Genomic DNA, 21,937 nt, shown 5'->3' on the forward strand with positions numbered 1-21,937 from the left:
AAGACCAGCCATATCTCATGGCATGAGCATTAGAAACAGTACAGGAGATATATTTTAAGGTCAGATATGACCATAATAAAAGACGGGGCTTTGAACTGATTTAATTCAAACACCCCGATATTTTTTAACAGCGTAATTTGTTAAGCGGCTATTTTAGCACAAGCGAACAAAATTAACGATTCTGCCAAATACTTAAATCGCCTTTTCGGGTCGAAACGTAGAGTTGATTCTCAATAACACGTAAAGTATTAACCTCACCACTTGTTTTAGAACGACCTACCAATTTACCAGTTGCTGGGTCGATCAGGTGTAAAACACCATCCAAATCGCCAACAATAAGGTCCGACCCCAACACAACAGGGTTACTTAAATGACGATTCAACAAGCTATCATTTTCCCAAAGCTTTTCGCCTGTAGATAAATCATAAGCAGTCAACTTGCCATCAGTTGATGAAACAAATACTTTATTGTCATAAACTTCTGGACGCTTGGTGCTGCTTGAATCTTCACTCCAAACTACACGTTGAGAAGCCAAATCAGTCACTGTGACTTGACCTTGGAAGCTGGTTGTAACCATGAGTTGGCCTGCAACAACCGGATCACCATCAATATCAATTAGACGTTGAATATCAGAACGACCTTCACTTACCGCAACACGACGTTGGAAACGTGGGATACCACTAATCGTATCAATTGCATAAACATATGCATTTGCAGAAGCAATTAAAACAGTACGTGGGTCAAGACTTACCGGTGATGGTTGACCGCGTAAACTGAACTGAACGTTTGGCAATTTGTATGCCCAAACTTGTTGTCCTGATGACGCATCATGTGCAAATACGGTACCGTCGTTTGCAATCGTAATCACACGTCCAGATTGAACTAAAGAAGGACTTAATAATGCACCAGATAATTGTGCAGTCCATTTTTGTTCACCTGTCGCTTGATCTAAAGCAAATAATTGACCTTTGCTGTTACCAACAACAACAATACCTTCAGCTGCTTCAACACCAGAGCTTAAGCCCAATTTACTGACTTTTTTCTCCCAAAGACGTTGTTTGCCACGATATGCAGCAACTTCACCCTTAGGGTCAAGCGTAAAAACAACACCGTCACTAGCGTCAAGTTGTAAACGTAATGGATCTGCCTTATTCGTAGAAGAAACACTGCGCGAAAACACCGGTACCAGAGCCTTTTTCGACTCAGTCAATTTCGGTAGTGGATTTGGTTTTGCTTCTTTTACTTTGTTGCTAGAACATCCCACCAGTACAGCTGATGCGATTGCAATTGCCAAAGGCAGTTTGAATTTCTGATTCATTAAGACTCTTCCACCTGTGTTTCCAAAATTGGGCGCTCAATCTGTGGATCTTCAACTAAAACGCCAACACTTTCGAGTTTAATTTGTAAAATTTGTCGCTCTTGTTTACGTTCCAGTAACGAATCCCATGCAGCTTGATACGCTTTTTTAGCAGAATCAATATCTTTCTTCGCAACAAAGATATCACCACGTAACTCTTCTACTGTTGCTTTAAATGCCGGATCGACATTACCAGACAAAGTTTTTAGAGCTTCATCATATTTGTTTTGCGCCAATTGTGCATCTGCTAAACGCAATTTTACAACCTGAATCAGTCCTTCATCTTTTACTTTTGAGTTTTCAACTTTTTTCAAAGCTTTTTCAGCAGCAGCATAATCTTGTTTTTCATATGCAAGCTTTGCTAATACAAATTGAGTTTGTATCGCCTGAACTGAATCAATATCGTCTTTTACAAGTTTATCTGCCGATGCTGTTATTGAAGCTAAAGCATTTGGATTATCGGCTGTTGCATTTGCTTCATCCATTAACTGCTGTACTTTTGCAGTTTCTGTCTGACTTGTTGCAAGGTTTCTTTTTTGCCAATATTCCCACCCGAAAAAGGCAATCAATGCAATGAGAATCCCGCTAATCATGGCAGAACCATATTTTTTGGCGAACGACTTTAAGCTGTCGAATTGTTCTTCATCACTTAAGCTCATGTGATTGTCCTTTTCCAGATGTTTCAGTTTATTTTGTAAATTTTTCAATTAAGAATGGTACGAGTTCAGCTAGTGCCACTTGTGTCTGCTCAGCTGTTGCCAACTCTTTGAGAGCAAGCTGCTGTGCTTCCCATTCACGTTCACCCAAAATCATGGCGTAAACGGCCCCAGCCTGATCAGCCTTTTTCATCTGACTCTTCATGCTGCCTTGTGAACCCGTTTTAATACGAATATTACTATTCGTAGCTTCTAACTGATCACGTAATTGTTCTGCCAAAACTAATGCTTTAGCTTGATAAGCTGGCTCTGCTACCAAGAAAACTTCACAATCACGTACAATTTCAGCTTTTTCAACTTGCTCAAGTAGAAGCAATAAACGCTCCATACCCATTGCAAAACCAACTGCTGGTACAGACTGATCAGCCTTACCTTTTAGTTGGCCAACCAAGCCGTCATAACGTCCACCTGCACATACCGTACCCTGCGAACCTAAAGCTGTTGTTGTCCACTCAAAAACAGTTTTATTGTAATAATCTAAACCACGTACCAGTTTTTGATTAATTACAAATTTAACGCCCGCAGCAGTCAAATAATCTTGTAATTGCTGGAAGTGGTTTAGACTGTCTTCTTTTAAAAAGTCGTGTAATTTCGGCGCATTTTCCAAAATTTTCTGAGTCGATTCAATTTTAGAATCTAAAATACGTAATGGATTTGTTGTTAAACGGCGCTGTGAATCCTCATCCAAAGCATCTTTATGTTCATTTAAGAAGGCAACCAAAGCATTACGATATTCTGTACGCTCATCGGTTTCACCTAGAGTATTCAACTCAAGCTGAACCATATGATCAACGCCCATACGTTTCCACAAACGAGCTGTTAACAGAATCAATTCAGCATCAATATCAGGAGTTGCCACACCAAAAGTTTCTACACCAAACTGATGGAACTGACGATAACGGCCTTTTTGTGGTTTTTCATAACGGAACATAGGTCCCATATACCACACACGCGGCGTAGCACCACGCAACAAGTTATGTTCAACCAAAGCACGTACACAACCAGCTGTTCCTTCCGGACGCAAAGTTAATGATTCAGGTGGGTTTCCTTTATCGAAGAATGTATACATTTCTTTTTCAACGATATCGGTTGCATCACCAATAGCACGTTTAAACAGTCCCGTTTGTTCAACGATCGGCAAACGAATTTGTTGGTAACCATAAGCATCCATTAACGATGCTAAATGCTGCTCGAGACGTCTCCACGCTGCTGTTTGCGTTGGTAAAACGTCATTAAAACCTTTGATTGCGACAATTGAACTCATGATGAACTACGAATAATTTCTTTAGATTTAGCTTCTTCAAGCTCTTGAACACGTTGACGAACCATAGTTTCGATTTCATCAACCAATTGATTGGTATCAATTAAATGGCTTTTCTCACCATTACGATAAACCAGTGAACGAGGCGCAGCCCCAACAACCCCGATATCTGCTTCTTTTGCTTCACCTGGGCCATTTACCTTACAACCAATAACTGAAACATCCATTGGCGTACGTATATCTTCTAGGCGCTCTTCTAAGGCTTGCATCACCTGAATCACGTTAAATTCTTGGCGAGAACAACTTGGACAAGCAATAAAGTTAATACCGTTAGAACGTAGGCCAAGCGATTTCAAGATGTCAAAACCAATCTTGATTTCATCTTCTGGTTCAGCAGCAAGTGAAATACGCATGGTATCGCCAATACCTTCCATCAATAATCCACCAAGAGCAATCGCTGATTTCACAGTACCTGTACGGTAAATACCAGCTTCAGTCACACCAAGGTGCAATGGATTGTCGATTTGCTGAGAAAGCAAACGATAAGCATCCATGGTTAAAAACACATTTGATGCTTTTACGCTGACTTTAAACTCATGGAAATCTAGACGGTCTAAAATATCGATATGACGTAAAGCTGACTCAAGCAGTGCCTGCCCTGTTGGCTCGCCATATTTTTTCTGTAAATCTTTTTCTAGAGAACCCGCATTCACACCAATACGCATAGAAATGCCGTGATGGCGTGCAGCAGCAACAACTTCACGAACTTTTTGATCTGAACCGATGTTACCCGGGTTAATACGCAAACAGTCTGCACCATAGTCTGCAACTGCCAAGGCAATTCTATGGTCAAAGTGAATATCAGCCACTAATGGAACTGAAACACGTTTGCGGATCGCACCAAAGGCTTCAGCTGCTTCCATAGAAGGAACTGAAACACGCATAATATCTGCACCTGCATCAACACAACGCTCAATCTGAGCAACAGTTGCATCGACATCGCAAGTTTCGGTATTTGTCATACTTTGCACGCTAATAGGTGCATCGCCACCGACATAGACCGAACCAACACGGATTTTACGTGTTGGTCGACGTTTAATTGGGTTCTCTATCATTGTATCGCTCAACTCATGGTATTAGCGGGATAAACGGAATTCAGCTTTACCGTTTACCGTATATGGAGACAATGAAATCTGTTCTTGGTTTAGACTTAATGACACAGCTGTTGCATCATCAAGACGAATCTGGAATGGAGACTCACCATTTAAGGTTAAAGTCGATGCCTGACGACCCGTCGCTAAAACCTTGCCTGTTGCATCTACAATATGAACAGAAGTTGGACGGTTAAAGTTTAACACCAATTGATCACCCGCTGTTGCAGAGGCACTTCCTTTCATAGGTAAAACTTCAACATTAGACTGATTGGCTTTTGGCACATCAGCTTCTTCTTTGTTTGAAGTCCATTTTTGGACACCCATCACAATCAATGACACGACAGCAATAATCAAAATCGCAAGTAACGCACGCTTTAACCATTTTTTGTTACGATCACTATTAGAACCTGGTAATTTACCCATGATTTTAATTGGTGAGTTGTTTAAAGCATGATTTGGCAAAAGACCTGTATCGTTCGCATAAATTTCATCAAAACGCTGAATAATTGCAGTTGCATCAGCATTTAAATATTTCGCATAAGAACGATAATAACCTTTAATAAAGGTTGCTTCTGGCAAAGATTTATAATCGTCTTGCTCTAACGCACTTAGCGTTTTAAGCGGCATATTTAAATCAGAAGATACTTGCTCTAATTCTTTTTTCTGAGAAACGCGAATTTGACGTAAATACTCACCAGGACGTTGAATATTTCCTAAAGCAGAAGTCGGTAAGCTTGAGCCAGTTGGCTGCTGTGAATTAGGATTTATTTCCATACGGCCTCAGTACTATACTGTAATTGCAAATAACGTTGATATTCTGGACTTTCCGGGAATAAAGCACGTAACTGGTTTACTAAAACTTGCATTCCCATTTTATCCGCATTGGCTCGAGCCACTCTTAAACCAATCCAAAGTGCGCGAGCACCCTGATTTTTCTGCCCCACTGTACGAACGTATTGTTCATACATTTGTGTAGCAGCCGGAATCTGCTGCTGCAAATAAAAAATTTCTGCTAACTCTAACATTGAAATGTAAGAATCGCGGTTAGCAAGGAGTGCTTGTTTGAATGTTTTTTCAGCACTCGCAATATCACCTAATTTTAAATAAATCCGCCCTAGATTTTCTAAGGCTTGATAGCGTTGATCATAACCTAATGTTGCACCAGCAATACGGAATTGCTCAATGGCATCATTATAACGCTCCATTTGGTACAAATACGTACCATAATTATTACGCGCCTGAGCATTATCTGGCTCAGATGAAATTGCACGTTTAAAATAATGTTCTGCTTTTTCTAAATTGGGTTTACTGCCTTCTTGTTGCAATAAAATGCCCATCATCATATTTGCCGTTGCATCACGGCTATCGACACTTAAAGCTTGGTCAAGGGAACGCTTTGCAGAGTCCAAGTCACCAGAACGAATGTATTCTGCGGCAAGCTGCGTACGCACCTTAACTGCTTTTTCCGGGTCCTTTTTAAGCGTTGGCGAAGACTGACAACCACTGGCCAGAAATGCAACAGCAACCCCCATACATAACATGATCTTTAACTTCGGAGTACTCAAAGTCTGCCCTCAACTTTATCCTTGTGTACGTAAAATCTCTTGTCGCTGCGCTACTTTCTTTTGCCACTGCTCAGCACGGCGCGTACGGTCAGCAACTTGACCCACTAACTGTCCACATGCAGCGTCAATATCATCACCACGTGTTTGACGAATCGTACACACAAATCCGGCATCAGACAAAGTTTTTTGGAACGAGATAATACGATTTCGACTTGAGCGACCATACGGCGCATGAGGGAATGGATTAAATGGAATTAAATTAATTTTACTTGGTAAGTTTTTAAGCAACTTAAGTAACTGCTGTGCATGTTCAGGCTGATCATTTACGCCTTCTAACATCACATATTCAATAGTCACATGTTTACGCGCACTTTCATTACCATCTTTGGCAATATAACGCTGACACGCTGCAATCAACTGAGCCAATGGATATTTTTTATTAATAGGCACAAGTTCATTACGTAGTTCATCGTTTGGTGCATGTAAAGAAATTGCTAATGCAACATCAATATCTTGTGCAAGTTGGTCAATTTTCGGTACAACACCAGACGTTGACAAAGTCACGCGACGTTTTGACATGCCATAAGCAAAGTCATCAAGCATAATGTGCATTGAGCTTAATACAGCATCATAGTTGAGTAATGGCTCACCCATACCCATCATCACCACATTAGTTACTGAACGCTCGCGCTCGGCAACAGGCACTTCTTCCATATAAGAATAGTTTGCCATCCAAAGTTGCCCAATAATTTCATCTGGCGTTAAATCGCGCTGAAAGCCTTGCTTACCTGTTGAACAAAATGAGCAGTCTAATGCGCAGCCCACTTGTGAAGAAATACATAAGGTTTTGCGTGAACCAGTTTTATCTTCGGCAGGAATTAATACAGTTTCTACTAAAGAGCCAGAACCTTCACCTACGCGAAACACCCATTTACGTGTTCCGTCTTTTGAATAATGACGGTGAACAACTTCAGGGGCTTTAATTTCACAAATTTGTTCAAGCTTTGCGCGCAATTTGCCTGAAATATTGGTCATTTCAGCAAAATCAGTGACAAAATATTGATGAATCCATTTCATAACCTGCCCGGCACGAAACTTTTTCTCACCAATATCTTCAAAGAATTTTTCTAATTGAGCGCGTGACATGCCGAGTAAATTCACTTTTTCGGCAGCAGGCGATGCTGGCGTGGACGAAGATTGCTGCTGTCCATCAAGATTTTCAGATGAAACGACCACTGCAGAACTCATGTGTATTTACCTAAACCATGTCAAAAAAAGAATATATTGTTCAAGAATCAAACAATATGCTCTTAAGAGAATAAAAAAACCAGATAAGTAGTATACCACTTATCTGGTTTGAATGCTTTCGATTAACGAGTGCGTGGGCAGATCTCGTTGTCAGCAAAGAAGTAAGCAATTTCACGCTCTGCAGAAGCAACTGAGTCAGAACCGTGAGCAGCATTTTCGTCGATGCTTACAGCGAAATCAGCACGGATAGTACCAGGAGCCGCTTCTTTAGGGTTTGTAGCACCTAAAATTTCACGGTGAGCAAGAACTGCGTTTTCACCTTCAAGAACAGATACTACAACTGGACCAGAAGTCATGAATGCAACTAAGTCACCAAAGAAACCGCGTTCTTTGTGCTCTGCATAGAAACCTTCAGCATCAGCTTGAGAAAGGTGTTTCATTTTAGTCGCAACAATTTTTAAACCCGCTTTTTCGAAACGAGCAAAAATTTCACCGATGTGGTTTTTAGACACAGCATCTGGCTTTACGATAGACAAAGTACGTTCAATTGCCATGAGTGGCTCCTTTATTTTAAGATTTAAACTTTAAAAAATTTGCCGCATTATACCGATGTCATAGGCAATAATCAGCTTTGAATGTGTAAAAGTTGCGATTTTTTCTACTGTTTTTAGCGAACTTCATCTAACCAAGCCATTTGGATGGCTTCTAGCAATCCTTCGGTTGATTTATTTGGGTCATCACTAAAGTCTGGTAACGCACATACCCATGCATGTAAATCAGTAAAACGAATCCATTGCGGATCAACTTCTGGATGTGCTTCTGACAATTCAATGGCAATATCAATCGTATCTGTCCAACGTAAGCCCATAGCGGCTCCTATCTGTTTAATCTGCTAAATCACGAACTGTGTACTTTAGCAAATCCACAAACGTAATCGATAGCTTAAGCTGATAAAAATTACTGTTCGTTATAAAGCAATGCCCAATAATGGCGCGACAAAAATAATCAGACTTGCTACTGCCGCACCAATAAGTGCGCCTACAATCACATCACTTGGGTAGTGAAGTCCAAGCACCATACGAGACAATGCCACAAGCACCATGAATGGCAACATGGCAGCTAGCAACACAGGCTGGATATAACCTAACACAATTGTCACCATCACTGCATGTAGCGTATGGCCTGATGGAAAACTAAAGTGATCAAGTGGTCTCTCCCCAAGCACAATCACCTGATGTACTTGGTAAGGGCGTGGACGCGTAGTTTTATGTTTTAAGAATTTATAAATTGCTGTTCCGACTGAACCGCCAAGTAGCAAATAGATAATTTGCAAACTATAGGTAATGCCATGCATTCCCCATACAATTGCCAGCATGAGGTACCAAAATGGCCCATCGCCCGCACGGCTAATAATTTTGAAAAATAAAGCTACACGCTGTGAATGGGAAAAATGATTGAGGTATAAACAGCCTCGTAAATCTAGATCGAGTATTTTTATTTTTGCATTCTTTAATTTCATGGTTGTTCTCCTATTTTAGGATACTTAGGTGAAGTCCACCGAGGATTCCTTCACTACCTGATAAAATGCCTGTTCTAATTGCTGTACCGGAAGTTGCCAACCGCTTTGCTGTACTTTACGACAGGCTTGTATGCCCATTTCTCTAAGTTGTTGTACTGAAGGGAGTTGATAAATTTGTTGTATAAAATGGTTTTTCTGTCCAAGTGGACTTAACCAGCCACTTACGTTATGGACTAAATATTGATGTGCACATGCATAATCATACGCGATAACAGGCAAACCGCTTGCCATTGCCTCTAAAACTACGTTACCAAACGTTTCAACCTGACTCGCAAATACAAAGACATCAGCACTTGCATATGCTATTGCTAAATCTTGTCCACGCAAACTACCCGTAAAAATGACATTTCTCGCTTCAGGTAATACTTTTAATCGAGCAAGATCTGGGCCATCTCCTACCACCACAAGTTTAGTTTTATGTTGCTGCATATTTTGCATAGCTGCATAGCTTTCAACAATCAATTGAACTTCTTTTTCTGGTGATAAACGCCCTACATACAGCATGACACGAGTATCGGCATCGGCACCCCATTGCTGGCGTAAGCTTTCTGAACGATGTTTTGGTGAAAAGCGTGTGGTATCGACCCCTCGTCCCACCACAACCAGTGGACAGGTAATACCAAAACCACGTAAAGCTTCTTCGGTATCTTTACTTGGCACACAAGTCACTTGAGTATTGTTATGAAACCAGCAAAGATATTTTTGAATTGGCTTAACTAAAAAAGCCAAATCAAAGAATCGGCTAAAATCTTGAAATGGTGAATGAAAGCCACTAGAGACCGGAATATCTTTTGCTTTTGCAGCTTGCATGGCAGTTAAGCCCAAAGGCCCTTCTGTCACGATGTGCACAACATCTGGCGCAAATTTTTCAAAAGCTTTTGAAACTTTTAAATATTGGGGCCAACCAAATTGCAGAGTTGGATATTTAGGAATAGCCTGTGACATGACGAGACATTCTTGCTCTGGTAGAAAATCATGACACTTGGCTTTTTGTTCTGGGCGAACCAGTAGAATTTTATGACCTTGTTTTTGCAAACCTTGACATAACTGTAATAAGGAAAGCGCTACACCATTAATTTCTGGTGGCCATGTCTCTGTCACAATCGCAATTTTTAAACGAGGACGAACCAACCCGTGGAGTTGGTGCAATTCCTGAGTATTAGACAACTGCTGTTTTTGTTTAAAATAGAAGTGGAAGCTTTCAGGGAGTTGCTGTTGTTTTAATAGTGCTGTCGCGTATGAGCCTTGCATAGCGCCATCCATCAATGTATTTATTTTCATGCTTAAAGATTAAGCAGCTTTCTTGACACTTTGATGATAAATGCATGACAGTTTACTGACATGAAAAATTAAAAAAGCACGCTGAGAACAGCGTGCTTTTTTATAAACAGACAAAGAACTTAACGGTTCTGCAATTTTGCATAATCCATAAGTACATTTGCTGCTTCATTCACAAATGTTTCTTCTTCTGGTAATGCAGGACGTTGGTTGGCTTTCATTTTGGCACGAGATTCAGCCAATGCATCTAAGGAAGCCTGATAGCTTTCCCAGTTAGCAAAAGGTTTTTGACCTGTCGCTACACGGCGTTCATTTTCAGCATCTAAAGTTTGCTTTTCTAAACTCAGAAGCTCTGCGCGGCGCTTATCAATATCAAGAACAACTTGTTTCTGATCGCTAGTCACCTTTGCGATTGCCGTACGTTTATTTAAATATTTAAACTGCGGATCGACTGCTACACGTTGCTCTGAAAGTTGAGACAACTTCGCCACATATGGCTGAACAGAACCTTCACGTTTAAATGGTGCAGTTGGAATCGTATCCCACTTTAAGGCATTTTTCGATTTACGCTCACCAAACTCTTCGTTATAAATATCAACAAGCTTAATGTCTGGCACTACACCTTTGTTTTGCGTACTACCACCGGTAACACGGTAGAATTTACGCTGAGTTAAGGTTGCTTGACCATATGCCAAAGTATCAAGTTGGACCTGAGCTGTACCTTTACCTGTGGTTGTACTACCAATGATAATGCCACGCTCATAATCTTGAATTGCAGCAGAGTAAATCTCACTTGCAGATGCCGATGCCAAGTTCACCAATACAGCGAGTGGACCTGTATAGATTTGCTGACCACCATCGTTGTCTTCAAATACACTTACATTGCCATTGCCGTCACGAATTTGCACAACCGGACCTGACTTAATTACCTGTCCAAGCATACGTGCAACTTCTTCTAATGAACCACCTGGGTCATTACGCAAGTCAATAATAATACCTTCGACTTTCTTAGCTTTTAATGCCTCAAACGCATTTGCAGTGTCTTCAGAAACTGAACGATATTGCTGACCAGCACGACGTGAACGATAGTCGAAATAGAAAGATGGAATTTCAATGACACCTAATAGATGTTTTTTACCATCACGTATTACTTCAACTGTACGTGAACGGACGCCCGCATCTTCTTCTTGAATGACATCACGTACCAAAGTCACATTGCGTGCCTGACTCATTGACGCACCAGCACCAAGAAGTTTCAGCGTTACTTTTGTGCCACGCTTACCACGGATCAACCCAACAATTTCTGAACTCGACCAGCCGACCACATCAATCATTTTACCGCCCTCTTGAGCGACACCAACGATTCGGTCTCCTGATTTCACTTGACCAGACTTACTTGCCGGGCCACCTTCTACAATGGTTTCAATCTTGGTGTAATCTTCATTGCCACGCTCTGGACGAATCGATACCCCAATACCTTCAAGTTGTAAGGTCGTTTGGCGGTTCAGTTCTATCGCATCAATTGGCGGATAATAGTTACTATGTGGATCATAAGTCGCCAACATTGCATTTAATGTTTTATCTAAAACATCGTCGCTTTTCACACGGCTAATTCTTTCAAGCTGACGTGTATAACGCTTGGTCAAAGTCTGAGCCGGTGTTAAATCTTCTGGGCCTGTTAAGTCTTGACCATCAGCAAGTGATGGATTTTCTTTTAATGCCTTTTGTTTCGCCTGCTCTTCTTCACGGCTAATCGTTAAATTAATTAACTGCGAAACTAACATTTTACGCCAGTGATTTTGCTGCTCAGCCGATGTTTTAAAATACGGTGCTTTTTCGCGATCTACTTCAATAAAAGTATTTGGCTGTTTTAAATTTTGTGGTTTCTTTAACTCAGCAAGCATGAACTCATAAAATTGTTTTAAGCGTTCACGATATTGCTGGTGAATAGCAAACGGTCCAGTTAAATTCCCCGCTTTTAATGAAGCACCAAAATTTGAACCATAGAGCTTTTTATAATTTTGAACTTCAGCGTCTAAAAATAATGAATGGTCTGGATCAAGACTATCTAAATACATATCGAGAATACGGTTAGATGTATTCGCATCCAAACGCATATTTAAATAATGTTGGCGATCAACTAAAGTTGCCAGTTGACGAGCCACCAAGGCCTGCTCTTGCGTTGGCTGGATCGATTGAGAAACAGCAGCTGTATTGGTTGCTGCTCTTGCTTCGTTCATCGTATGAGAGAAGAATAAACCGCCAGTCGCGATTGCTACTGCACAAGCTATAGTTTGAAGTTTCATAAATTCTTAATACTTCCTTGGGTGTTCGTATCTTACACGCTCTGTTTTCGATATGAACTAAGCAGATTCAACATCTTAACCAACTAAATTGTTTATACCGTGTAGTTTTATCATATTCTGTACTGACAAAATGTAGCAAATCATTGCAAAATTCGCTTATTGTTTTTCAATCAAAATTCAAATGGAACCAATATGATTGGCGCGTTGATGCTGGACATTGCCGGCACAGAACTTACTAAAGAAGATATTGAACTATTACAAGCTCCGCAAGTCGGTGGCATGATTTTATTTGCACGAAATATTGAATCACCACAACAAGTCCGTGCTTTAACCGACCATATGCGTCAAGTTCGCCCAGATATTTTAATTGCCGTCGACCAAGAAGGCGGCCGGGTTCAACGTTTAAAATCTGGCTTTACACTATTGCCAGCCATGGGCCGCTTTGGGGAACTCTATATCACTCAACCACAAAAGGCTCTAGAACTGGCTGAACAGTGTGGCTGGTTAATGGCAACTGAAGTCTTAGCTGTGGGGATCGATTTTAGTTTTGCACCAGTTTTAGATCTTAATGCGATTAGTGATGTGATTGGTGACCGTGGATTCTCTAAAAATATTGAGGATATTGCTCCGCTTGCTGGTGCATTTATGCGCGGCATGAAAAAAGCTGGCATGGCAAATACTGGTAAGCACTTCCCGGGTCACGGTTCGGTCAAAGCCGATTCACATGTCGCAGCCGCAATTGACAGCCGTAGCTATGACGAAATTTACAACCATGATATGCAAAGCTTCATTAAGCTTATGCCTGAGCTCGATGCGCTCATGCCTGCACATGTAATTTACGACAAGGTTGACCCAAATCCGGCAGGTTTCTCACCTTTCTGGATTCAAGAAGTCCTTCGTAATCGTTTGAAGTTTAATGGTGTACTTTTCTCTGATGACTTAAGCATGCAAGCTGCTTGTGTCGCTGGAGGTGCAGATGCGCGTATTCAAGCATCTCTGGCAGCTGGTTGTGATATGGGGCTAGTGTGTAATGACCGTAGTGCAGCATGTACAGCACTCGATGGTATTGCAAACTTAGCGTTACCAAATCAAGAACGTTTAGAACGTATGCGTGGTCGAATTCCACAAATCCAAGTTGGTGAAACTTTATCGCTTGGAAATGAGTGGCAAACTGTCAAAACTGCCATTGAAGAGTTTAAGAATTCGATTTAAGTTAGTAAAAATTTTAATTGGCTACAAAAACCTATTCACTATCTGATACGCGGTTAAGTCATACGCAACCTGCTCATCTGCTGAAGGATATTGATTGCTTCAATATATTTGATAGATGCAGAAAGTGAACAGGTTTTGCGTATGACAATGGTTTTGGTTACTTTTCCCGAAAGAAAAGTAACTCCAACTGAAAGTTCATCCCAGAATGCCAACCTAATTGACAGGACTCCGTCATGCAGGTTCATTCACCATCAATGCATTAGAACCTCTTCATTGTTATTAATAATGAAGATCACACAAAAACAATAAATCGAGTTCAGGACGAATGACACAACACCTTTCAAAACACCGCCACATTTCTTTTACAGCCCACTATACAGGCTATATCTGGTATCAAATGGGGATCTCACACGAAGCACTTGCCACCAACAAAGGCAAATCTTTGGCATATTTAGTTCACCCATTAGAATCTTGGGCAGAGAAATATGTCGGTGGCAGTATGCGCACGACACTTAAACAGCGCCATACCATGCTTGATCATGATTTAGAGAAGTTAATTCAAGAAAATCCTGATTTACAGGTGCTTGAAATTGCTTGTGGTTTATCACCACGTGGTTGGTGGTTTAGGCAGCATTATCCTTCTATTACCTATCGGGAGCTTGATTTGCCCGATATGGCTCAAACAAAACAAAATGCACTACAACAAATTGAAAAAAATGCACCTGAAATTTTATCGGTCGATTTATTTACCGAGGCTTTCGCACAAGCGTTTGAAGTGTTTGACCCTAGCCGCCCACTAGTTGTAATCAGTGAAGGTTTAATTAACTATTTTGATAAAGACTTATTAAAGCAACTGATCCAATCCATTGCCCACTATGGTGCTTCCTTTAAAAAGCTTCATTATTTAACCGACCTGTATCCTGAACCCGTTAAGAACAAACTCGCAAGTATTATCTGGAACAGTAGTAAATTACTTAAACTTATGTCTCGAAGCTCATTTAGTTTTCATTTTAAGACTCCACTAGAAGTGAAAGACTTTTTTAAAGATGCAGGCTTTAGTCAAGTTAACGTTGAACAACCGCATATATTCTTCGGACAAGTTTCTAAAGAGAACGATGAAGAGCATTTAGGTGACTTAGTCTGGACTATTCATGCTCAATTGAAATAAAAAAAGAAGTCTCAATATTTTTGGGACTTCTTTTTTATAAAAAATTAAACTTTATGCTGCTTGCTTTTGGCGGGCAATAAAACGACTTAAACGGTCAGCAAGTTCGAAACTGCCATGTTTAAATAAAGCACGGATTCCTTGTTCAGTAGCATCAAAGATTAAACATTCAATCGAAAAAGCACCCTCTTCATCTTCTAAATATAGTGCGAGATCCCGTGGATGTTCATTTACAAAGTCGAGCTGTTTCACATCATCTAACTTCAAATACATTCCAAAGAAAGTCACATCAACAATCGTCACTGGCACCTCTGTTTGACATTCACGGTGGCTCAGTTTCGTTTTAGGCTGGAGAACTGGTATACGCTCTTCACCTCGGCGTTCCATGTTTTGCATTTGCTCACGCGTCATTGGAATAATGCCATCCAGATTTTGGATAGATTCACCCTTCAAAAATGAAGTGAACAAACTCATAGTTTCTTTACGGCGCTGAAGCTGTGGCACATGATCTGCGTTAGCAATTAGAGCAAATTCCATATCCGGACATTGCAAAGCAAAATTGGCATTTTCATGAGGTAAAGTAAAACTATCGTACTGCCCTGCTGCGACCAGTGTTTTACACTGTGGAATCGGTACATCTGTTAAGCGTAAAAGTCGATTACAGTTAATGTCATAACGTTCACGCTCGGTCCCCGTAAACTCAGCCATTTGCCTAAAAAATAATTTTTTAGCTGTCGGTGACATACGTGTTTTATCTAATTTGGCATGATTCACCAAATATAGAATCACCGCTTGTCCAAACTCTTCCATACGATTTTCTTGCATGAGTTTGAGTGATTCTTCCAAAATCATCCGCCAACTTTTACGGGTCTTTTGCATGACACCCATTAAAATCATACGGTCCATTAAATCTGGACGGTGATAAGCAAAACAAGAAGCAACAACTGAACCCAACGACATTCCCATTACAGAAACTTTTTGAATTCCCACAATATCTAACCAACGACCTAACATTTCGGACAAATCAGGTAGTTCTAATGTTCCAGCAGAAATTCCGGTATCTCGATTGGTAATTTGTTGATTTGCGCCCATAGATGGCAAGTCGATTAAAATGACCGGGCCACTTTCAAACAGTTGCTCAACACAATATTTATAAGAGTTAAAATTTTGAAAAGCACCACCAACAATCACAATCGGTGTTTTGTGAATGGTTTTTGGGTCTGCGATCGCCATGTATTCAATTTTCCAACCGTCAATCCATGTGGTACGAGCTGGCTGTTTAAAACTATCTCTATGGTAGATATCGAAAAACCCAAAACCGGCATAAGCTTGGTTTATCTCCGAATCCATTTGAATAATGGAATTCATATCCTTGCTTCCTCCTTGCTGTAATTTTTTTATGCTGCAAGAGTTCCTTCTTGAACATGTAATCTTTTATGCACAAATCTTTAAAATTTGTATTAGTTTGTATTGCACAAGTCCATTCTAAACAATTGTCTGAAATATACGCAATCGCTGAAATGACCGCTCATCTTGTTTAAGCCGCGAATAGTTTGCAAAATATTTAAATGTTTTTTTATAGCGGTCACATTTTTCAAAAAAAGCCATTCATTGTTCCGCATTTGACTGCTACTATCGTAGTCATTGGTAAATGATTAAAAACTGCTATGCAAGATTCAATTGAACAATATATGCAAAAAGTCGGGCAACAAGCACGTGAGGCTTCACGTGTTTTAACAAGTGCTTCGACTTCGCTTAAAAATCATGCACTCTCTGCTATTTACACTGCTTTAGAAAATAATCAGGCAGCGATTTTGGCGGCGAATCAACTCGACATGGAAAAAGGCCGTAGTAACCAACTTGACAGTGCCTTACTTGATCGTCTTGAACTTACGCCCGCACGTTTTAAGGGGATGTTGCAAGGTTTAAAAGATGTGATCGCTCTCGTCGATCCAATTGGGGAAATTACGGATCTTGCATATCGCCCCACAGGCATTCAAATTGGGAAAATGCGTGTGCCTTTGGGTGTAGTAGGTATGATTTATGAATCACGCCCAAACGTAACACTTGAAGCTGCCTCGTTAGCGATTAAATCGGGCAATGCCATTATTTTACGTGGTGGTTCAGAAGCACTTGAGTCAAACAAAGCAATCGCAGAAGCAGTTAAACATGGTTTAAAAGTTGCTGGTTTACCTGAGCATTCAGTACAAGTGATTGAAACTTCTGACCGTGCGGCAGTTGGTCACCTCATTACCATGGCTGAGTATGTAGATGTCATTGTTCCACGCGGTGGTAAAAGCTTAATTGAGCGTGTGACCAACGAAGCCCGTATTCCTGTGATTAAGCATCTTGATGGTAACTGCCACGTGTTTGTAGAAGCACAAGCAGACTTGCAAAAAGCATTACCGATTACTTTAAATGCCAAAACTCATCGTTACGGTGTTTGTAATGCGATGGAAACACTGCTTGTTGATGAAAAAATTGCAGATGTTTTCTTACCACGCATTGCTGAACTTTATGCTGAAAAACAAGTTGAGTTACGTGGCTGTCCAGAAACACGTCGTATTTTGGGTACGACTGTCAAACCTGCAACAGAAGAAGACTGGTATACCGAATATTTAGGACCAATTCTTGCAGTTAAAGTGGTTAGCGGGATTAATGAAGCAATTGACCATATCAATAAATATGGTTCGCATCATACCGATGCAATTGTGACTGAAAACTATACTTTAGCTCGTCAGTTCTTGGCTCGCGTAGATTCAAGCTCTGTCGTAGTTAATGCCTCAACTCGTTTTGCTGATGGCTTTGAATATGGTTTAGGTGCTGAGATTGGTATCTCAACTGATAAAATCCATGCACGCGGCCCTGTTGGCTTAGAAGGTTTAACTTCTCAAAAATGGATTGTGTTAGGTGACGGTCAAATTCGTCAATAAATCCCTTATTTAAATAAAAATGCCTGATCCATATCAGGCGTTTTTATTTTGTTATTTCCCATAAAAAAGCCAGCCCGTAGGCTGGTTTTTTTAATCGTATATTAATTAGAAAATGAAGTCAGTATTCACAAATTTCGAATAGTGCTCAGACACCATAGAAGCCAGCATACCTTTACTGTCATCAGTCTGTTTAGCCGCAATCATAGAGCGGATCGAGAATGCACGAAGCGCATCATGCACAGACAGTGTACCTTCTGCAGAATCTTTACGACCACCAAATGGGAATACATCAGGACCACGCTGACATTGACAGTTGATATTTACACGACAAACTTGATGTACCAGTGTATCGACCAAATGACCAATTTGCGCTGGGTCACTACCAAAGATACTCACCTGCTGACCATGATCAGAAGTAGTGACATAGTCCAATACTGTTTCAATATCATCATAAACAGCAACTGGTACCACTGGCCCAAACTGTTCTTCGCGATATAGTCTCATCCCCTCAGTCACTGGATAAACGACAGCTGGATAGAACATGGTTTTGCAGAATTCACCACCTTCCGGATTAACCACTTTAGCCCCTTTTGCCACAGCATCTTCAATCACTTCAGTCATGTAGGCGGTACGGTGCATACCCGGTAGCGGCGTAATAGAGACACCTTTTTCCCACGGCATACCTACTTTCAGTTTAGCCAGCTCAGTCGTTAAACGATTAACAAATTCATCGGCTATTGAGCGGTGTACCATCAGCATTTTCAAAGCAGTACAACGCTGACCATTGAATGACAATGCACCCAGTAGACATTCTTTCACTGTCAGGTCTAAGTCAGCATCCGGCAAAATGATAGCTGCATTCTTCGCATCCAACCCCAAAATCGCACGCAGACGATGGGATTTTGGATGTTGCTTTTTCAAATGATCAGCCACTTTACTAGAACCAATCAGTGCCAATACATTAATTTGCCCTGACGCTAATAAGTGAGGCACTACCAGAGAACCTGGTGCATAGATAGTATTGATTACGCCTTTTGGAAATGAATCTCGGAATGCCTCTAGCAATGGTTCAAATAGTAAAGTTCCAAATTGAGGTGGTTTAAAAATAATGGTATTACCCATTAGCATAGCTGGGATGAGGGTTGCGAAGGTTTCATTCAGTGGGTAGTTGTATGGTCCCATACACAACACAACACCTAATGGAGTACGACGAATTTGACCAATAGTACCTTCAGCAATTACAAAGCGAGAGTTAGCATTATCCAGATCTTTTAAAGCATCAATGGTTTGACGCATATAGGTAATAGTACGATCAAACTCTTTCTCTGAGTCAGCCAAGCTCTTGCCAATTTCCCACATGATCAGCTTAATAATCAGATCTCGTTGCTCTACCATGCGCTGAATGAAATTCTGCATACAAGCGATGCGCTCACCAACTTTCATCATTGGCCATTCGCCGCGACCATTGTTGTAAGCCCGTACTGCCGCTTCCAGAGCTTCATCACTTTCTTTTTCGCCCATGACTGGATAACTACCAAGTTCAACTTGCTGTAGGCTACCGTCAGACTGCTGAATCCAGATCGGAGATAATGTTTTCTTGGTTGGACCAGCCCATAGCTTCAACTCACCGTCCACCAGTGAGACACGTTGATGAATTTGAGATGGCAGACGTACACTTTCAGGAATACTGTCCACTACTGGAAATTTATGCTGTAAATTATTTAACTGATTCATTCTTCTTAATACCTTATTCTTTGTATATCTTTTTATATCTACCGAGCTTTCGCTGTAATCAGGTCTTATTCGGGTCAATACTACTATTATTATCAGTACTCACCTTGCTTGAACCGTAGATGCAAGGTGAATATCTTAAGGCTGTGATAGTTTCGATATTTTCTAGATGAATTTACCCCCGACACACACTATCAGTCACCCCTAGCTTCTGGATGACTTGTTCAATGATCTGTTCTGGTGTGAGAGCAATATCAATTGCTATTGCCTCATTCACATCAGGTTCTTCTAATGTATCTAGTTGAGTTTGTAACAATGCCGGATCAAAAAAATGACCAGATCTTTCTGCAAGTCTTTGCTGTAATAGTTCAAAAGAACCTTTTAGATATACAAACTTAACATTCTGGTCCTGCCCTCTTAAAATATCGCGATACATCCGCTTTAAAGATGAGCATGTAAACACAGCTGTTTCACCATCTCTTTGTTTTGTTTCAATTGCCTGACGAATGGCTTGCAACCATGGCAAGCGATCTTCATCAGTTAAAGGAATACCTTGGCTCATCTTGCTTTTATTTGCAGCGGAATGAAGCGTATCGCCATCAAGAAACTCACAAGCCAAACGCTCTGATAACAACTCACCAATGAGGGTTTTCCCTGTTCCACAGACACCCATAGCTATCACAATCATGGATTACCTACCTCTAATTACAAAACAGCGCTAAGCAACAATGTGAAAGACAAACCAAGTACTGAAATAATTGTTTCCAGTACAGACCAAGTCTTCAGTGTCTGCCCAACTGTCATTCCAAAATATTCTTTGATTAGCCAGAAACCAGCATCGTTTACATGCGAAAAAATTAATGATCCTGAACCTGTCGCTAATACTAAAAGTTCAGGTCTAACAACTACACCTGCCGCCGCCGCAATAGGTGCAACAATGCTACAAGCCGTAGCCATCGCAACAGTAGCCGAACCTGTCGCCAAGCGTATAAGGGCTGCAACAAGCCATCCTAACAACAATGGTGAAAGGTTTGCTTTTAAGGCAGTAGATACAATTTCATTAGAAATTCCACTGTCTCTTAAAATACCGCCAAAACCGCCACCAGCACCAACAATCAACAAAATACCGGCAATTGAAGCCAAGCACCCACCACAGAACTTTTCGATTTGTTCACGGTTGAAACCCTGCATGGTGCCGAAAGTAATAAAGCTGACCAAAACAGCAATAAGTAATGCAATATCAGAAGTACCAATAAAGCGTAATAACTCATTTGGGAAAGTTTTTGGAGCAAAGAAAACATCTGCCCAACTACCAACTAGCATCAATGCAACTGGCAGCATGATCGTAAATAAGGTAATACCAAAACTTGGTAATTCACGTGTCTTGTTAGCATCTGCTTCAACAAACTGCTTTGCTAAAGGATTATTTTCAGGCAATTTGACATATTTGTTGATCCATAATGCATACAATGGACCTGCTGAAGCCAAGCACCCACCACAGAACTTTTCGATTTGTTCACGGTTGAAACCCTGCATGGTGCCGAAAGTAATAAAGCTGACCAAAACAGCAATAAGTAATGCAATATCAGAAGTACCAATAAAGCGTAATAACTCATTTGGGAAAGTTTTTGGAGCAAAGAAAACATCTGCCCAACTACCAACTAGCATCAATGCAACTGGCAGCATGATCGTAAATAAGGTAATACCAAAACTTGGTAATTCACGTGTCTTGTTAGCATCTGCTTCAACAAACTGCTTTGCTAAAGGATTATTTTCAGGCAATTTGACATATTTGTTGATCCATAATGCATACAATGGACCTGCAACAACCGCTGTCGGGACACCAACCAACAAACTGTACATAATAGTTTTACCGATGTCGGCGTGGTAAGCCTGCACCGCGAGCAAAGCTGCTGGATGTGGTGGAATCAACCCATGTACGACCGATAAACCTGCAACCATAGGTAAACCTACAACCAACAATGATTTACCTGTGCGTTTAGCAATGTTGAAGGCAATTGGAATTAGAAGTACAAAACCGACTTCGAAAAATACTGGAAGCCCCACAATTAATGCAATGAACATCATGGCCCAGTGAATATGTTTTTCACCAAACCATTTAATTAAAGTAATTGCTATTCGTTCTGCACCACCTGACTCGGCCATCATCTTGCCAAGCATGGTTCCTAGCGCAATCACAATCGCAAGGTGACCTAATGTTTTACCGGTACCAGCCTCATATGATTTAACAATCCCATCCATTGGCATGCCAACTGCAAGAGCTAAACCGAGAGAAACAATAATAAGAACTAAAAAGGGGTAAATTCTAAACTTCGCGATCATAACAATCAAAGCAACAATCGCGATTAAAGTATAGATAAGCAACATGCCACCCTGAACGGTCTCCATGTGACACTTTCTCCTTGGAATAA

Annotated in this window: 19 protein-coding genes; 3 read left to right on the plus strand and 16 right to left on the minus strand. The window is 40.7% G+C overall.

The genetic code is table 11. The features are described 5' to 3' along the window. Positions 1-172: 172 nt before the first annotated feature. The 12 genes from bamB to HMPREF0014_RS22780 all read right to left on the minus strand — a co-directional run bounded on the left by bamB (position 173) and on the right by HMPREF0014_RS22780 (position 12,464). On the minus strand, positions 173-1,318 hold the full coding sequence (bamB, locus tag HMPREF0014_RS22725; protein WP_004883298.1) for an outer membrane protein assembly factor BamB: 1,146 nt from the start codon (positions 1,316-1,318) through the stop codon (positions 173-175). Beyond that, positions 1,318-2,016: a tetratricopeptide repeat protein gene (locus HMPREF0014_RS22730; protein ID WP_002053293.1), complete on the minus strand. Its 699-nt coding sequence runs from the start codon at positions 2,014-2,016 to the stop codon at positions 1,318-1,320. Before HMPREF0014_RS22730 ends, bamB begins: the two co-directional genes overlap by 1 nt. A gap of 28 nt (positions 2,017-2,044) precedes the next feature. Continuing rightward, positions 2,045-3,337, minus strand: coding sequence for a histidine--tRNA ligase (gene hisS / locus HMPREF0014_RS22735; RefSeq protein WP_006580431.1), 1,293 nt, complete (start codon positions 3,335-3,337; stop codon positions 2,045-2,047). Then, positions 3,334-4,449 carry a flavodoxin-dependent (E)-4-hydroxy-3-methylbut-2-enyl-diphosphate synthase gene (gene ispG, locus HMPREF0014_RS22740; protein ID WP_000572095.1) on the minus strand — a complete coding sequence of 372 codons (1,116 nt, stop codon included), beginning with the start codon at positions 4,447-4,449 and terminating at the stop codon, positions 3,334-3,336. Before ispG ends, hisS begins: the two co-directional genes overlap by 4 nt. A 21-nt stretch (positions 4,450-4,470) precedes the next feature. Continuing rightward, complete coding sequence (locus HMPREF0014_RS22745; RefSeq protein WP_002053491.1) at positions 4,471-5,262, minus strand: RodZ domain-containing protein; 792 nt, start codon at positions 5,260-5,262, stop codon at positions 4,471-4,473. Continuing rightward, positions 5,253-6,029, minus strand: a complete 777-nt coding sequence (pilW, locus tag HMPREF0014_RS22750) for a type IV pilus biogenesis/stability protein PilW (protein ID WP_306302597.1) — start codon at positions 6,027-6,029, stop codon at positions 5,253-5,255. The genes HMPREF0014_RS22745 and pilW overlap by 10 nt, the downstream gene beginning before the upstream one ends. Positions 6,030-6,068: 39 nt before the next feature. Next, positions 6,069-7,301 (minus strand): 23S rRNA (adenine(2503)-C(2))-methyltransferase RlmN, encoded by a 1,233-nt coding sequence (rlmN, locus tag HMPREF0014_RS22755; RefSeq protein ID WP_002053401.1) that lies wholly within the window; start codon positions 7,299-7,301, stop codon positions 6,069-6,071. Positions 7,302-7,423: 122 nt separating this feature from the next. Beyond that, positions 7,424-7,855: a nucleoside-diphosphate kinase gene (gene ndk, locus HMPREF0014_RS22760; RefSeq protein ID WP_000963851.1), complete on the minus strand. Its 432-nt coding sequence runs from the start codon at positions 7,853-7,855 to the stop codon at positions 7,424-7,426. Between the two features lie 113 nt (positions 7,856-7,968). Continuing rightward, entirely contained in the window at positions 7,969-8,169 is a 201-nt protein-coding gene (gene iscX, locus HMPREF0014_RS22765) for a Fe-S cluster assembly protein IscX (protein ID WP_000524329.1), read from the minus strand. A 99-nt stretch (positions 8,170-8,268) separates the two neighbouring features. Further along, positions 8,269-8,820 (minus strand): phosphatase PAP2 family protein, encoded by a 552-nt coding sequence (locus HMPREF0014_RS22770; protein ID WP_004710660.1) that lies wholly within the window; start codon positions 8,818-8,820, stop codon positions 8,269-8,271. Between the two features lie 24 nt (positions 8,821-8,844). Continuing rightward, the gene (locus HMPREF0014_RS22775; protein WP_006580432.1) at positions 8,845-10,143 is read right to left on the minus strand and encodes a glycosyltransferase family 1 protein; all 1,299 of its coding nucleotides are present in this window, start codon (positions 10,141-10,143) and stop codon (positions 8,845-8,847) included. Between the two features lie 137 nt (positions 10,144-10,280). After that, the gene (locus HMPREF0014_RS22780) at positions 10,281-12,464 is read right to left on the minus strand and encodes a carboxy terminal-processing peptidase (protein ID WP_006580433.1); all 2,184 of its coding nucleotides are present in this window, start codon (positions 12,462-12,464) and stop codon (positions 10,281-10,283) included. A 192-nt stretch (positions 12,465-12,656) separates the two neighbouring features. On the opposite strand from HMPREF0014_RS22780, the gene nagZ reads away from it, so the two are divergent. Then, the gene (gene nagZ, locus HMPREF0014_RS22785; protein WP_006580434.1) at positions 12,657-13,676 is read left to right on the plus strand and encodes a beta-N-acetylhexosaminidase; all 1,020 of its coding nucleotides are present in this window, start codon (positions 12,657-12,659) and stop codon (positions 13,674-13,676) included. A 325-nt stretch (positions 13,677-14,001) separates the two neighbouring features. After that, complete coding sequence (locus tag HMPREF0014_RS22790) at positions 14,002-14,844, plus strand: class I SAM-dependent methyltransferase (RefSeq protein WP_006580435.1); 843 nt, start codon at positions 14,002-14,004, stop codon at positions 14,842-14,844. 51 nt (positions 14,845-14,895) lie between these two features. Here the strand turns inward: HMPREF0014_RS22790 and HMPREF0014_RS22795 are convergent, their stop codons facing one another. After that, entirely contained in the window at positions 14,896-16,209 is a 1,314-nt protein-coding gene (locus HMPREF0014_RS22795; RefSeq protein ID WP_006580436.1) for an alpha/beta hydrolase, read from the minus strand. A gap of 299 nt (positions 16,210-16,508) precedes the next feature. Between HMPREF0014_RS22795 and HMPREF0014_RS22800 the strand changes: the two genes are divergently transcribed. After that, positions 16,509-17,774, plus strand: a complete 1,266-nt coding sequence (locus HMPREF0014_RS22800; RefSeq protein WP_006580437.1) for a glutamate-5-semialdehyde dehydrogenase — start codon at positions 16,509-16,511, stop codon at positions 17,772-17,774. Positions 17,775-17,879: 105 nt separating this feature from the next. On the opposite strand, the gene HMPREF0014_RS22805 is transcribed toward HMPREF0014_RS22800, so the two are convergent. The 3 genes from HMPREF0014_RS22805 to HMPREF0014_RS25690 all read right to left on the minus strand — a co-directional run bounded on the left by HMPREF0014_RS22805 (position 17,880) and on the right by HMPREF0014_RS25690 (position 21,914). Next, entirely contained in the window at positions 17,880-19,508 is a 1,629-nt protein-coding gene (locus HMPREF0014_RS22805; RefSeq protein ID WP_002053334.1) for an NADP-dependent glyceraldehyde-3-phosphate dehydrogenase, read from the minus strand. A 172-nt stretch (positions 19,509-19,680) separates the two neighbouring features. Continuing rightward, entirely contained in the window at positions 19,681-20,193 is a 513-nt protein-coding gene (locus tag HMPREF0014_RS22810) for a gluconokinase (protein WP_006580438.1), read from the minus strand. 17 nt (positions 20,194-20,210) lie between these two features. Further along, positions 20,211-21,914 carry a gluconate:H+ symporter gene (locus tag HMPREF0014_RS25690; RefSeq protein WP_020992378.1) on the minus strand — a complete coding sequence of 568 codons (1,704 nt, stop codon included), beginning with the start codon at positions 21,912-21,914 and terminating at the stop codon, positions 20,211-20,213. Positions 21,915-21,937: the final 23 nt, after the last annotated feature.

Source organism: Acinetobacter sp. RUH 2624, from assembly GCF_000162375.2.
Taxonomy (GTDB): Bacteria; Pseudomonadota; Gammaproteobacteria; order Pseudomonadales; family Moraxellaceae; genus Acinetobacter; species Acinetobacter nosocomialis.

Bases quoted from the DNA above. Each gene is read 5' to 3' on its own strand.
- bamB (WP_004883298.1), bottom strand. From the start codon at position 1,318: ATGAATCAGAAATTCAAACTGCCTTTGGCAATTGCAATCGCATCAGCT.
- HMPREF0014_RS22730 (WP_002053293.1), bottom strand. From the start codon at position 2,016: ATGAGCTTAAGTGATGAAGAACAATTCGACAGCTTAAAGTCGTTCGCC.
- hisS (WP_006580431.1), bottom strand. From the start codon at position 3,337: ATGAGTTCAATTGTCGCAATCAAAGGTTTTAATGACGTTTTACCAACG.
- ispG (WP_000572095.1), bottom strand. From the start codon at position 4,449: ATGATAGAGAACCCAATTAAACGTCGACCAACACGTAAAATCCGTGTT.
- HMPREF0014_RS22745 (WP_002053491.1), bottom strand. From the start codon at position 5,262: ATGGAAATAAATCCTAATTCACAGCAGCCAACTGGCTCAAGCTTACCG.
- pilW (WP_306302597.1), bottom strand. From the start codon at position 6,029: ATGTTATGTATGGGGGTTGCTGTTGCATTTCTGGCCAGTGGTTGTCAG.
- rlmN (WP_002053401.1), bottom strand. From the start codon at position 7,301: ATGAGTTCTGCAGTGGTCGTTTCATCTGAAAATCTTGATGGACAGCAG.
- ndk (WP_000963851.1), bottom strand. From the start codon at position 7,855: ATGGCAATTGAACGTACTTTGTCTATCGTAAAGCCAGATGCTGTGTCT.
- iscX (WP_000524329.1), bottom strand. From the start codon at position 8,169: ATGGGCTTACGTTGGACAGATACGATTGATATTGCCATTGAATTGTCA.
- HMPREF0014_RS22770 (WP_004710660.1), bottom strand. From the start codon at position 8,820: ATGAAATTAAAGAATGCAAAAATAAAAATACTCGATCTAGATTTACGA.
- HMPREF0014_RS22775 (WP_006580432.1), bottom strand. From the start codon at position 10,143: ATGGATGGCGCTATGCAAGGCTCATACGCGACAGCACTATTAAAACAA.
- HMPREF0014_RS22780 (WP_006580433.1), bottom strand. From the start codon at position 12,464: ATGAAACTTCAAACTATAGCTTGTGCAGTAGCAATCGCGACTGGCGGT.
- nagZ (WP_006580434.1), top strand. From the start codon at position 12,657: ATGATTGGCGCGTTGATGCTGGACATTGCCGGCACAGAACTTACTAAA.
- HMPREF0014_RS22790 (WP_006580435.1), top strand. From the start codon at position 14,002: ATGACACAACACCTTTCAAAACACCGCCACATTTCTTTTACAGCCCAC.
- HMPREF0014_RS22795 (WP_006580436.1), bottom strand. From the start codon at position 16,209: ATGAATTCCATTATTCAAATGGATTCGGAGATAAACCAAGCTTATGCC.
- HMPREF0014_RS22800 (WP_006580437.1), top strand. From the start codon at position 16,509: ATGCAAGATTCAATTGAACAATATATGCAAAAAGTCGGGCAACAAGCA.
- HMPREF0014_RS22805 (WP_002053334.1), bottom strand. From the start codon at position 19,508: ATGAATCAGTTAAATAATTTACAGCATAAATTTCCAGTAGTGGACAGT.
- HMPREF0014_RS22810 (WP_006580438.1), bottom strand. From the start codon at position 20,193: ATGATTGTGATAGCTATGGGTGTCTGTGGAACAGGGAAAACCCTCATT.
- HMPREF0014_RS25690 (WP_020992378.1), bottom strand. From the start codon at position 21,914: ATGGAGACCGTTCAGGGTGGCATGTTGCTTATCTATACTTTAATCGCG.